Source organism: Bradyrhizobium sp. USDA 3311, from assembly GCF_054062495.1.
The window spans coordinates 1,650,963-1,664,035 of record NZ_JBSSFI010000001.1; the positions used below are offsets into that span (position 1 = coordinate 1,650,963).

10 protein-coding genes are annotated in these 13,073 nt (G+C 65.6%); 2 read left to right on the forward strand and 8 right to left on the reverse strand.

Going from position 1 to position 13,073, the window contains the following annotated elements; genetic code table 11:
- Positions 1 to 79: 79 nt before the first annotated feature.
- From ACVWW6_RS07830 to ACVWW6_RS07860, 7 genes are all read right to left on the reverse strand, one after another.
- Positions 80 to 2,038 (reverse strand): ABC transporter ATP-binding protein/permease, encoded by a 1,959-nt coding sequence (locus tag ACVWW6_RS07830; RefSeq protein WP_028174915.1) that lies wholly within the window; start codon positions 2,036 to 2,038, stop codon positions 80 to 82.
- A gap of 52 nt (positions 2,039 to 2,090) precedes the next feature.
- On the reverse strand, positions 2,091 to 4,244 hold the full coding sequence (locus ACVWW6_RS07835) for a hybrid sensor histidine kinase/response regulator (RefSeq protein WP_304549667.1): 2,154 nt from the start codon (positions 4,242 to 4,244) through the stop codon (positions 2,091 to 2,093).
- A gap of 191 nt (positions 4,245 to 4,435) precedes the next feature.
- Positions 4,436 to 5,218 (reverse strand): succinate dehydrogenase iron-sulfur subunit, encoded by a 783-nt coding sequence (locus ACVWW6_RS07840; protein ID WP_011083346.1) that lies wholly within the window; start codon positions 5,216 to 5,218, stop codon positions 4,436 to 4,438.
- A 107-nt stretch (positions 5,219 to 5,325) separates the two neighbouring features.
- Complete coding sequence (gene sdhA, locus ACVWW6_RS07845; protein ID WP_011083345.1) at positions 5,326 to 7,161, reverse strand: succinate dehydrogenase flavoprotein subunit; 1,836 nt, start codon at positions 7,159 to 7,161, stop codon at positions 5,326 to 5,328.
- Positions 7,162 to 7,164: 3 nt separating this feature from the next.
- A complete protein-coding gene (sdhD, locus tag ACVWW6_RS07850; protein WP_404524911.1) occupies positions 7,165 to 7,569 on the reverse strand; it encodes a succinate dehydrogenase, hydrophobic membrane anchor protein in 405 nt (134 codons plus the stop codon).
- Positions 7,566 to 7,964, reverse strand: coding sequence for a succinate dehydrogenase, cytochrome b556 subunit (gene sdhC / locus ACVWW6_RS07855; protein ID WP_011083343.1), 399 nt, complete (start codon positions 7,962 to 7,964; stop codon positions 7,566 to 7,568). Before sdhC ends, sdhD begins: the two co-directional genes overlap by 4 nt.
- Before the next feature lie 417 nt (positions 7,965 to 8,381).
- Positions 8,382 to 9,287: a LysR family transcriptional regulator gene (locus ACVWW6_RS07860; RefSeq protein WP_161532743.1), complete on the reverse strand. Its 906-nt coding sequence runs from the start codon at positions 9,285 to 9,287 to the stop codon at positions 8,382 to 8,384.
- Positions 9,288 to 9,389: 102 nt separating this feature from the next.
- On the opposite strand from ACVWW6_RS07860, the gene ACVWW6_RS07865 reads away from it, so the two are divergent.
- A complete protein-coding gene (locus tag ACVWW6_RS07865) occupies positions 9,390 to 10,250 on the forward strand; it encodes a sulfite exporter TauE/SafE family protein (protein WP_456683131.1) in 861 nt (286 codons plus the stop codon).
- 291 nt (positions 10,251 to 10,541) lie between these two features.
- Here ACVWW6_RS07865 and ACVWW6_RS07870 read toward each other — a convergent pair whose 3' ends face one another.
- Complete coding sequence (locus ACVWW6_RS07870; protein ID WP_456680474.1) at positions 10,542 to 12,071, reverse strand: malonate--CoA ligase; 1,530 nt, start codon at positions 12,069 to 12,071, stop codon at positions 10,542 to 10,544.
- Between the two features lie 100 nt (positions 12,072 to 12,171).
- Between ACVWW6_RS07870 and ACVWW6_RS07875 the strand changes: the two genes are divergently transcribed.
- Positions 12,172 to 12,933: an SDR family oxidoreductase gene (locus ACVWW6_RS07875; protein ID WP_456680475.1), complete on the forward strand. Its 762-nt coding sequence runs from the start codon at positions 12,172 to 12,174 to the stop codon at positions 12,931 to 12,933.
- The last annotated feature ends 140 nt before the right edge of the window (positions 12,934 to 13,073 follow it).

The following is a 13,073-nucleotide window of genomic DNA, read 5'->3' on the forward strand; positions in this document are numbered from 1 at the left end:
TCTCCCTGTGGGTATGGGTCCCGGATCGGCGCTCCGCTTCGCTGCGCTTGTCCGGGACGACGAGGGAGAGAGAAGTGCTTCACGCCGCCCTTGTCGGCGCTGGCTTGCGCGGGCGGAGGAAGCGGCCGAGCAGCCTGCGCCGGCCCTTGCGTGGGATCAGGTCGATGTCGCTGACGAGCTTGGCGCCGCCCTTGCGCCGCTCCAGCACGATCTTGCGGCTGTGGAAGGCCTCCAGCTCGACGCGGTGCGCGACGCTGACGATGGTCGCCTTCGGCAGCGCGTCGGTGACCATCTTCATCATCTTGTCCTGACTCTTCTCGTCGAGCGCCGAGGTCGCCTCGTCAAGGACGACGATGTCGGGGTTGTGCAGCAGGAGCCGAGCGAAGGCGAGGCGCTGCTTCTCGCCGCCGGACAGCGTCTGATCCCACGGTCCTTCCTCCTCGATCTTCTCCTTGAGATGGTCGAGGCCGACCTTGTGCAGGGCTTCTCCGATTTCGTCGACGGTCCAGTCGTCTTCGGCCCCGGGATAGGCGACCGCGCGGCGCAGGGATCCGGAGGGCACGTAAGGCCGCTGCGGCAGCATGAACAGCCGCCGGTCGGGATGGAAATTGACGCTGCCGCCGCCCCACGGCCACAGCCCCGCAATGGCGCGCACCAGCGTGCTCTTGCCGGTGCCGGATTCGCCGGCGACCAGCAGGCGCTCGCCGGGCTCGATCACCACCTCGGTCTCGCCGACCACGGCGGTGCCGTCGTCGAGCGTGACCGAGAGGTCGTTCAGCTCCAGCATCGCCTCGTTGCTGGTCTCGCCGCGCTTGATGCGGCCGATGCCGTCGCCCTGCTCGGCGCGCTCGAGGCCGTCCAGCGACATCATCAGCGAGGCGATGCGGCGCGCGCAGGCGTTCCAGTCGGCCAGCCGCGGATAATTGTCGACCAGCCAGCCGAACGCGCCCTGCACGATGGTGAAGGCGGAGGCCGCCTGCATCACCTGTCCGAGCGTCATGCTGCCGTCGAGGAATTTGGGTGCGCAGAGCAGCAGAGGCACCACCGGTGCAACGAGGTTCGATCCCTGTGACACCAGCGTGGTGCGCATGTGCTGGCCGGCGAGCCGCGCCCATTGCCGCAGCACGTTGGTGAAATTGCGGTCGATGCCGCCGCGCTCCTCCTCCTCGCCGCCGAGCAGCGCGATGCTCTCGCCGTTCTCGCGCACCCGCGTCAGGGTGTAGCGGAAATCGGCCTCGGCCTGGTTCTTGTCTTCGGAGATCTGCACGAAGCGGCGGCCGATCACCACGATCGAGCTCGATGCGATCGCGGCGTAGAGGATCGCGGCGATCACGAGGAAGCCGGGAATGGTGATGGTCGATCCACCCAGCGCGATCGTGAGCGCGCCGCCGATGGTCCAGAGCACGACGATGAAGGTCACCGCCGACAGCAGTGCCGAGGTGACGCCGGCGAGGAAATCGACCGGCGAATCGGTCGCGATGCGCAGATCCTCCGCGATCCGGTATTCGGGATTCTTGTGGTCGCCGCCGACGAGGTTGAGCTGGTAGTAACGCCCGTTGGCGAGCCACCGCGTCAGCACGCTCGCCGTGAGCCAGGCGCGCCAGCGCCGCTGGATGCCCATCCGCGCGAACACCTGGGCCACGCCGAGCACGATGCTGCCGATCGCGAGCGGCACGAACACCGCGGTGAGATGAAACACGCTGGTCGCATCGCGCTTCTCGATGGCGTCGAAGATCGCGCGATTCCAGACATTGATGCCGTACTGGAAGGCGACGGTGAGGACGATCAGCATGCCGAGGCCGATCGAGAACGGCCAGGCGAGGCGATCGCCGTTGCGGCCCCAGAAGCCGCGCGCGCTGATCCAGAAGCGGGTCAGCAGATAATCCTTGCGCGCCTGCTCGGCCTCCTCAGGTGACAGCTCGGGATCGGGTTCGAGCTCCTCGGGCGGGGGCGGAGCCACGTCCTCGCCAGTCTCGCCCTCGATTTCGATGATGGGCGGCTTCTTGCCCTGTTCGCGCTTCCCGGCCGGTTTTTGCATGGCCGGACAACGCAAGGGAAATCAGTCGGTTCCCTGCGGTTCCGAGGCCGGGCTATTCGGCCGCGCCACCGCGTACCCGCCGCAGCCGCGCGGCTCTGTGGAGGATCTGCGACAGCTCCTCGATCGAATAGGGCTTTTGCACGAGTTCGAAACCGTCGCTGCCGTCCTGCGCCAGCGCCTCGCTGTAGCCGGTGGTCAGCACGACCGGTGCGCCGATGCCGCGATCGCGGATCGCCCGCGCCAGTTCGAGCCCGGTCATGCCGGGCATGACCACATCCGAGAACACGACGTCGAAACGATCCGTGTCCACGACCAGCTCGGCGAGCGCGTCGGCGGCGTTGTCGACCAGGGTGATGCTGTAGCCGAGCTCGGTCAGCCCATCGGCGGCGAAATTGGCGAGCTCGATATTGTCCTCGACCACCAGCACCGACATGCCGCTGCCCGGCTGCGCCGGCGCCGTGTTGGGCGCCTGCTGCTGCGGCAGCAGGTCCGCCGGCACGCGCGGCAAATAGAGCGAGAAGGTGCTGCCCTGGCCGACTTCGCTCGTGACCGTCACCTCGCCGCCGGATTGCCGGGCAAAGCCAAACACCTGGGAAAGGCCAAGACCCGTGCCGTGGCCGACCTGCTTGGTGGTGAAGAACGGCTCGAAGATGCGCCCGAGGCGCGCGGCCGGAATGCCGATTCCGGTATCGCTGACGACGACGCAGACGAAGCCATTGCTGTCAGGGATATGACCGCCCGGAAGATGCGCCAGCGTGTCCGGAACGGTCGTCGCCACCTCGACCTTGAAGCTGATCCGGCCCTTGCCCTGCATGGCATCGCGCGCATTGGTCGCCATGTTGATCAGCGCCGTCTCGAACTGGCTGGCATCGGCATTGACGAGGCACGGCTCGGCCGGCAGCTGTGTCGCGATCTCGATCGCGGGTCCCAGCAGGGTAGCGAGCATGTCGTGCAGCGACTGCATCCGCTCGCCGACGTCGAACACCTCCGGTTTCAGGGTCTGGCGCCGCGCGAAGGCGAGGAGCTGCGACGTCAGCCTGGCGGCGCGCGCGACCGCATCCGCGATCGCGGTCATGTAGCGCTGCCGCCGCTCCTCCGTCAGTTGCGGCCGGTTCAAGAGGTCGACGGAGGCGCGGATCACGGTCAGCAGATTGTTGAAGTCGTGTGCGACGCCGCCGGTGAGCTGGCCCAGCGCCTCCAGGCGCTGGCTGTGCTTGAGCGCCTCCTCGGCCTCGCGCCGCTTTGCGGCTTCGGTCTGGAGATGCTGGGTGCGCCGGAAGGCGAACGCGAGCAGCAGGAACAGCAGTGCGGTCGCGGGAACGCCGAACACCAGATGCTGGCCCATTGTGGCGAGCCAGCGCGCGCGGATCGCCGAGGTCTCGAGCCCCGCGCTGACATAGATCGGATACTCGGCGATGCGCCTGTAGCCGAGCCGGCGCTCGATCCCGTCTGACGGCCAGGCGATGGTCATGAGCCCGTGCGCGGGGCGCGCGGCGATCTGGCGGCCGACCGGCCCGCCTGGATCGAGCCGGAGGTCGCGGTCGAGCCGCGGAAAATGCGCCAGCACCACGCCGTCGGCGCGACCCATCGCGAAGAAGCTGCCGGGATCGGAGCCGATCCTGGCGTAGAAGCTCTCGAAATATTCCGGCAGGACGGAGGCCTGGATCACGCCGATGAAGCTGCCGTCGTCGGAGTCGCGGCGGCGGCTCATCCCGAAGAAGCGCGCACCCTGATAGGGCGGACGCGGCGTCAGGGGCATGCCGATGAACGTGCCGATGGCCTGGTCGACATGGGCGTAGAAGTAGTCGCGGTCCGCGAAGCTCAGCTCCGGCGGCGGCGAGGCGAGGCTGTTGACCAGCGCCTTTCCGTTCGCATCGAAGATCCAGGCCGATTTGAGCTGCGGCAGCGAATCGGCCAGCCGCTTCAGGCGGCGGTGCAGCGCCGGTTCGCGCGCGCGGATGAGGTCGTCGGGGAGGCCGCGCACGACCTCGTTGAGCTCGGCAAGGCTGCGGTCGATGGTCTCGAACACCTTGAGCGCGTGCTCATGCGCGACGTCGAGGGTGCGCTCGATCTCGCGGTCGGCGATATCTTTGGTCGATGTGTAGGAGATCGTGGCGGCGATCGCGAACAGGGCAATCGGCAATGCCAGGGATGCCGCCATCATCCACTGCAACAGCTTCAGCGAATTGCGTTGCGCACCCTGCACAGTCGCTCCGGTCCCTGGACCCGAGCTTAACTGAATTTCCCGCTGGGAAGGAAGCCGCTTATGACCGGAACCGGTGGTTGCAATTCCAGATAATCGCCCGCGGCGCGGGTTGGCGGAAAAATCTACTCAAATTGACGCTGGCCGTAGCAGGCCCCGGCCATCTCGGCCGGGGATCGAAGCATGGATCAGGTCTAGATCTGCCGCTCGACCATCTTGAGCTTGAGCTCGGCGATGGCTTCCGCCGGGTTGAGGCCCTTCGGGCAGGCCTTGGCGCAGTTCATGATGGTGTGGCAGCGGTAGAGCCGGAACGGGTCCTCGAGATTGTCGAGCCGCTCGCCGGTCGCCTCGTCCCGCGAATCGGAGACCCAGCGGTTGGCCTGGAGCAGCGCGGCGGGGCCGAGATAGCGGTCGCTGTTCCACCAATAGCTCGGGCATGAGGTCGAGCAGCAGGCGCAGAGGATGCACTCGTAGAGGCCGTCGAGCTTCTCGCGGTCCTCGTGGCTCTGGCGCCATTCCTTCTGCGGCGTCGGCGAGGTCGTCTTCAGCCACGGCTCGACGGAGGCATACTGCGCGTAGAAATTGGTGAGGTCGGGAACCAGGTCCTTCACGACCGGCTGGTGCGGCAGCGGATTGATCTTCACCGCGCCGTCCTTCACGTCGTGCATCGAGCGGGTGCAGGCCAGCGTGTTCTGGCCGTCGATGTTCATGGCGCAGGAGCCGCAGACGCCTTCGCGGCAGGAGCGGCGGAAGGTCAGCGACGGGTCGATGTTGTTCTTGATCCAGATCAGGCCGTCCAGCACCATCGGACCGCAATCATTGGTGTCGACGTAGTAGGTGTCGACGCTCGGATTCTTGCCGTCGTCCGGATTCCAGCGATAGACGCGGAATTCGCGAACGTCAGTCGCGCCCGCGGGCTTCGGCCAGGTCTTGCCGCCGGTGATCTTGGAGTTCTTCGGAAGTGCGAATTCAACCATTGCTCTAACCTTTCGTCATTCCGGGATGGTCCGAAGGACCAGACCCGGAATCTCGAGATTCCGGGGTCGATGCTGCGCATCGCCCCGGAATGACGGCTGCTGTTCGATCAGTACACGCGCGCCTTGGGCGGGATGTACTGCACGTCGTTGGTCATGGTGTAGTCGTGAACCGGGCGATACTCGATCTTGACCTTGCCGGCATCGTCCAGCCAGGCCAGCGTGTGCTTCATCCAGTTCTTGTCGTCGCGCTCGGAAAAATCCTCGCGGGCGTGGGCGCCGCGGCTCTCGGTGCGGTTGGCGGCCGAGTTCATCGTCACCACCGCCTGCGCGATCAGATTGTCGAACTCCAGCGTCTCGACGAGGTCCGAATTCCACACCAGCGAGCGGTCGGACACGGCGATGTCGGTGATGCCGCTGTGGACCTTCTCGATCAGGTTCTGGCCTTCGCTCAGGACTTCGCCGGTGCGGAACACGGCGCAGTTGCTCTGCATCACGTGCTGCATGCCTTCGCGCAGCTTTGCGGTCGGCGTGCCGCCGGAGGCGTAGCGGTAATGATCGAGGCGGCCGAGCGCGAGCTCGGCGGAGTTCGCCGGCAGCTCGGGCTGCTTGGCGTTGGGCGTGAGCTTCTCGGCCAGCCGCAGCGCGGCGGCGCGGCCGAACACCACGAGGTCGATCAGCGAGTTGGAGCCGAGACGGTTGGCGCCGTGCACGGAGACGCAGGCCGCTTCGCCGATCGCCATCAGGCCGGGGATGACGGCGTTGTCGTCGCCGTCCTTCTTGGTCAGCACTTCGCCGTGATAGTTCGTCGGGATGCCGCCCATGTTGTAGTGCACGGTCGGCACGATCGGGATCGGCTCGCGCGTCACGTCGACATTGGCGAAGATCTTCGCGGATTCGGAGATGCCCGGCAGGCGCTCGGCCAGCACCGCGGGATCGAGATGGTCGAGATGAAGGAAGATGTGGTCCTTCTTCTTGCCGACGCCGCGCCCTTCACGGATCTCGATGGTCATTGCGCGCGAGACGACGTCGCGCGATGCGAGGTCCTTGGCCGACGGCGCATAGCGCTCCATGAAGCGCTCGCCCTCGGAGTTGACGAGATAGCCGCCTTCGCCGCGCGCGCCTTCGGTGACGAGACAGCCCGAGCCGTAGATGCCGGTCGGATGGAACTGCACAAACTCCATGTCCTGCATCGGCAGGCCGGCGCGCAGCACCATGCCGCCGCCGTCGCCGGTGCAGGTGTGCGCCGAGGTGCAGGAGGCATAGGCGCGGCCGTAGCCGCCGGTCGCGAGAATCACGGTCTGGGCGCGGAAGCGATGCAGCGTGCCGTCATCGAGCTTGAGCGCGATGACGCCGCGGCAGGTGCCCTGGTCGTCCATGATCAGGTCGATGGCGAAGAACTCGATGAAGAATTCGGCCGCGTGACGCAGCGACTGGCCGTACATCGTGTGTAGCATGGCATGGCCGGTGCGGTCCGCGGCGGCGCAGGTGCGCTGCGCCTGACCCTTGCCGAAGTCCAACGTCATGCCGCCGAACGGGCGCTGGTAGATCTTGCCGTCCTCGGTGCGCGAGAACGGCACGCCCCAATGTTCGAGCTCGTAGACCGCGTCGGGCGCGTTGCGCACCATGTATTCGATCGCGTCCTGGTCGCCCAGCCAGTCCGACCCCTTCACGGTGTCGTACATGTGCCAGCGCCAGTCGTCCTTGTGCATGTTGCCGAGCGAGGCGGAGATGCCGCCTTGCGCCGCGACCGTGTGCGAGCGGGTCGGAAACACCTTTGTGATGCAGGCCGTACGCAGGCCCGCCTCGCTGCAGCCGACCACGGCGCGCAGTCCCGCGCCGCCGGCGCCGACCACGACGACGTCATAGGTGTGGTCTTCGATGGGATAGGCTTTTCCGTTGGTGGCGGGAGCGCCGTTGCCCTTGCCATTCGTCTCGTTGGCCATGGGTTACACTCCGGATGAAAGTTTCAGGATCGCGTAGGTCGAGGCGAGTGCCACGGCGATCGAGAAGAAGTTGTTGAGCATGATCGCCGTGAGCTTCAGCTTCTCGTTATGGACGTAGTCCTCGATCACCACCTGCATGCCGATCTTCATGTGCCAGGCGCTGGCGAGGATGAAGAGCAGCATGATGATGGCGATCGGCAGCGAGCCGATGGTCTGCGCTACGAAGGCCTGGTTGCGGCCGAACAGCATCACGATGATCACGATCACCGGGATCATCATCAGCACCATCGCGACGCCGGTGATGCGCTGGCGCCAGAAGTCCGACGTGCCCGAATGCGCCGCGCCGAGATTGCGGACGCGGCCGAGCGGGGTGCGCATGCTGCGCTTCGGCGTATCGGTTGCGCTCATCGTCCACCTCCGATCGCGTAGGCGACGATCCAGATCAGCACCGTCAGCACGATGCCGCCGATCAGCGCGCCCCAGGTCAGCGCTTCGCGCTCATTGGCCTTGAAGCCGTAGCCGAGGTCCCAGACGAAGTGCCGGATGCCGCTCAGCATATGGTGCATCAGCGCCCAGGTGTAGCCGAACACGATCAGCCGGCCGATGATGCTGCCGGTGAAGGCCTGGACGTGGGAATAGGCGGCGGGGCCGGAGGCCGCCGCGATCAGCCACCAGGCCAGCAGCAGGGTTCCGGCATAGAGGGCGATTCCGGTGGCGCGATGGACGATGGACAGCGCCATCGTCAACGTCCAGCGGTAGACTTGCATGTGTGGTGAAAGCGGTCGTTCGATCCGTGCGGTCATGGGCTTTGATGTTGTGTAGCGGCCCAGCAGGGGGCGCGCGGGGATCGCGAAAGGTCGGCTCTATTTACGGAGTCGATTTGGCCTGCGCAATCACCAAATCGCCATAAATCGAACCGTGGTTCAGCGCTACAGCGTTGATGAAACAAGGCCAATCAGGGGCTTGGTATACCAGAGCAATGGTGTGCCGACAAAGAATAGAATATATATTCATCTTTTGTGGCGACGGCCGAGGCACATTGAAATTACTATTGGAACGGCTCTAAGCCGCCGCGGGCCAGCCAGAGTTCGAACCAGTCAGTTCATGACGCCCACGTCGGCACGAATCGCCGGCGAGGCAATTTCGATTTCCGCCGCGCGCACCGATTTCTCGTCTGACGGGTGGATATGCGCGGCCTGCATCCCACCCCGCCGCAGGAATCAGCGTCCGAGGGGATCGCTGCCGCGCCATCGCTCGACCAGGAAATCGATGAATGCACGAATCTTCGCCGACCCCAGGCGCGACGGCTGATAGAGCGCGTGGAGCGGAGCCGGAGCAGGTTCATGCTCACGCAACAGACGACGCAGGCGCCCCTCGGCAAGTTGCCTTTCCACCTGCCATGACGGCACGCGGACGATGCCGGCGCCGTTCTCCGCGGCGCTGGCGAGCGCGTCGAGACTGTTGACCCAGAGCCGTCCCGCTATCCTGATTCGCGATCCGCCCTTCGCGTCGCGGCCGAATCGCCAGGTCGCTGCACCCGGCGCATCGGAGAACACCAGGCAATCATGCCGCGGCAGATCGGACGGGCTCTGCGGTTCGCCGCGGCGCGCGAGGTAGCCAGGCGAGGCGCAATGGATCATCTGCACCTCCGCGAGTTTCCGCGTCACGAGCTGGGAATCGGGAACGCGCCCGACGCGAAGCGCCAGATGGACGTCCTCCTCGATCAGGTTGACGTTGCGATCGACCAGCAGCAGATCGACTGACAGCGAGGGACAGGCGCGCAGAAAGTCGCCCAGCAGCGGTGCGATCAGCAGGCGCCCCATCAATGTCGGCGCACTCACGCGCAGGCGCCCCGACGGCTCGCGGCGGCTTCCCGCCAGCGCCTCCTCGATCTCCTTGACCTCGCCGAGGATCGACTTGGCGCGCTCGTAGAGCATGCGGCCGTCGTCCGTGAGCGCCAGCTGCCGCGTCGTACGCACCAGCAGGCGCGTGCCGAAATGCTGTTCGAGCGCCGAAATCTGTCGGCTCACTGCCGTCAGCGAGCTCGGCAACGACCGCGCCGCCGCGGACAGGCTGCCGCTGTCGACAGCCCGGACAAAGGTCGCCATCGCCGCGAGCTGGTCCATGGCCATCCTTCCGTTTTCAGCAAGATAGTCTATTCAGCTTCGCCGATAGTAGCGCAATGCGAAAGGGTCTATCCCTATCGTTGAGAACAGGCTTTGGACGTGCTGATGGCGGGACTTGATATCAAGGAGATCGTGGAGCTCGCGTTGCTGCTGATCGCAACGGGTGCGCTCTCGGGATTTCTGGCCGGTGTGTTCGGGATCGGCGGCGGCGCGATTCTCGTGCCGGTGTTCTACGAATGCTTCCGCATCGCCGGCGTGCCGCTCGAGGTGCGCATGCCGCTCTGCGTCGGCACCTCGCTTGCGGTGATCATCCCGACCTCGATCCGCTCGTTCCAGGCGCATTACAAGCGCGGCGCCGTCGACATGGCGATCCTGCGCGTCTGGTGGCTGCCGATCGTGATCGGCGTCGTCGCCGGCAGCGTAGTCGCGCGCTACGCGCCGGAGCGGCTGTTCAAGATCGTGTTCGTCTGCGTCGCCTGGTCGGCCGCCGTGCGGCTGATCTTCGCGCGCGAAACCTGGAAGCTCGGCGACGATCTGCCGAAAGGTCCGGTGATGCGGATCTACGGCTTCTGCGTCGGTATCCTGTCGACGCTGATGGGCATTGGCGGCGGCTTGTTCTCGAACCTGCTGATGACCTTCTACGGCCGGCCGATCCATCAGGCGGTCGCGACGTCGTCGGCGCTCGCGGTGCTGATCTCGATCCCCGGCGCACTCGGCTACATCTATGCCGGCTGGCCGGCGGCGGCGAGCTATCCGGCCGTCGCAGCGCTGCAAGTCCCGTTCGCGCTCGGCTATGTCTCGCTGATCGGTGCCGTGCTGGTAATGCCGATGAGCCTCGTCACCGCGCCGCTCGGCGTGAGAGCCGCGCATGCGATGTCGAAGCGCACGCTGGAGACAGCGTTCGGGTGTTACCTGTTCATCGTCGGCAGCCGGTTTGTGATGAGCTTGGTGGGCGGGCAGTAGACGCCACGAGCTCCGTCATTGCGAGCGCAGCGAAGCAATCCAGAATCTCTCCGCGGCGGCAGTCTGGATTGGTTCGCTGCGCTCGCAATGACGTTGTTGAGAGAGCGCGCTATGCGAACTCCAGCGTCGTCTTGGACAAGCTCGCGCAGCGAGCGCCGATCCGGGACCCATTACCCCAAGGAGTGGTTTGGCGAAGACTCGTGGTTGCCAGCTTCGTGCCGCAACTTCTCCCTGGGGTAATGGGTCCTGGCTTTCGCCAGGACGACAGCGAGAGTGCGGTGCGGTCTTTCCCTACTTCTTCGCGTAGATATCCTTGTAGGTATCCCGCAGCACGTTCTTCTGCACCTTGCCCATGGTGTTGCGCGGCAGCTCGTCGACGACGAAGACGCGCTTGGGCATCTTGAATTTGGCGAGCCGGCCGTCGAGCGCTTTCAGGACCGAGGCTTCGCTGACCTCGGCACCCTTGTTGCAGACCAGCACGGCGGTGACACCCTCGCCGAAATCGGCATGCGGCACGCCGATCACGGCGGACTCGACCACGCCGGGCATCGCGTCGATCTCGCTCTCGATTTCCTTCGGATAGACGTTGAAGCCGCCGGAGATCACGAGATCCTTGCCGCGGCCGAGGATGTGGACGTAGCCCTTGCCGTCGATCTTGCCGAGGTCGCCGGTGATGAAGAAGCCGTCGGACCGGAATTCCGCCTTGGTCTTCTCCGGCATGCGCCAGTAGCCCTTGAACACGTTCGGGCCCTTGACCTCGATCATGCCGATGTCCTCGCGCGGCAGCTCCTTGCCGGTCTCGGGGTCGGTCACGCGCAGGGAGACGCCGGGCAGCGGGAAGCCGACCGCGCCGGGCACGCGCTCGCCGTCATAGGGGTTCGACGTGTTCATGTTGGTCTCGGTCATGCCGTAACGCTCGAGCACGGCATGTCCGGTGCGCGCCGACCATTCGCGATGGGTTTCGGCGAGCAGCGGCGCCGAGCCCGAAATGAACAGCCGCATGTGCCTGGTGGTCTCGCGCGACAGCGCGGCATTTTGCAGGAGGCGGGTGTAGAAGGTCGGCACGCCCATCAGCACGGTGGCGCGCGCCATCAGCTTGATGATCAGGTCAGGGTCGAGCTTCGGCAGGAAGATCATCGACGCCCGCGAAAACAGCGTCACGTTGGTCGCCACGAACAGGCCGTGCGTATGGTAGATCGGCAGCGCGTGGATCAGCACGTCCTTGTCGGTGAAGCGCCAGTAGCCGACGAGCGAGAGCGAGTTCGACGCGAGATTGTCGTGGGTGAGCATCGCCCCCTTGGAGCGGCCGGTGGTGCCCGACGTGTAGAGGATCGCGGCGAGATCGTCGTTTTCGCGCGGCACCGTCGTAAACGCGCTGCTCGCCTTGTCGGCGGCCTCCGTCAGCGAGCCCTTGCCGTCGGGCCCGAGCGTCTCGACCCCGGCCTTCACCTTCGCGGCGATCGGGGCGAGGCCCTCGGCCTTGGAGGGATCGCAGACCACCAGCGACGGCTCGGCGTCGCCGATGAAGTAATCGAGCTCGTTCAGCGTATAGGCCGTGTTGAGCGGCAGGTAGACCGCGCCGGCCCGCACGGTGGCGAGATAAAGCACGATGTTCGCGACCGATTTCTCGACCTGCACCGCGACGCGGTCGCCCGGCTTCACGCCGCGCGCGACCAGCACGTTCGCCATTTGCCCGGCCCGCGCGATCAGATCGCCATAGCTGATACGGGCGCCGTCATGCGTCTCGATCGCGAGGCGTTTGGGATCGTCCAGGCCGTCGAACAGGCGGGAAAACAGGTTGGCGTTGGCAGCTCGGTTCATGCAAGATTTCCTCGACCGCAAGGCTTGTAAGACAAGGTCGGTCAAAACCGAGGGCTGGATTAGCAAAAACCGCCCCGATGAAGCAACGGAGACAGTTTGCATGACAAGAAATGGGAAACGCGTGGCCTGGGTCACGGGCGGCGGCAGCGGCATCGGGGAAGCCGGCGCCGAGGCTTTAGCTGCCGACGGCTGGACGGTGGTGGTCTCGGGCCGCCGCAAGGACGCCCTGGATACCGTAGTTGCCAAGATCACCGGGGCGGGCGGGGCGGCCGAGGCCATTGCACTGGACGTGTCCAACGCGGCCGAGGCCCAGAAGGCGGCCGATCAGATCGTCGCCAGGCACGGCCGTATCGATCTCCTGGTCAACAATGCCGGCATCAATGTCCCGAAGCGAAGCTGGAAGGACATGGAACTGGAGGGCTGGGACAAGCTGGTCCAGGTCAACCTCAACGGCGTGCTCTATTGCATGCGCGCGGTGCTGCCGACGATGCGCAAGCAAAAGGACGGCTCGATCATCAACGTCTCGTCCTGGGCCGGCCGGCACGTTTCGAAGATGCCGGGCCCTGCCTACACCACGACCAAGCACGCGGTGCTGGCGCTGACCCATTCCTTCAACATGGACGAATGCGTCAACGGCCTGCGCGCCTGTTGCCTGATGCCGGGTGAGGTCGCGACCCCGATCCTGAAGCTGCGCCCGGTGGTGCCGAGCGAGGAGGAGCAGGCCAGGATGCTGCAATCCGAAGACCTCGGCCGCACCATCGCCTTCATCGCATCGATGCCGGCGCGAGTCTGCATCAACGAGCTCCTGATCAGCCCGACGCATAATCGCGGGTTCATCCAGACGCCGAACAACAGGGATTGAGTCTTGTAGGGTGGGCAAAGCGAAGCGTGCCCACCATGCCTATCGCAATCGAGCGAGAGATGGTGGGCACGGCGCATGCGCGCCTTTGCCCACCCTACGGCTCCTGAGATGTGTGGCGCGTTCGCGCATCACACGGACAC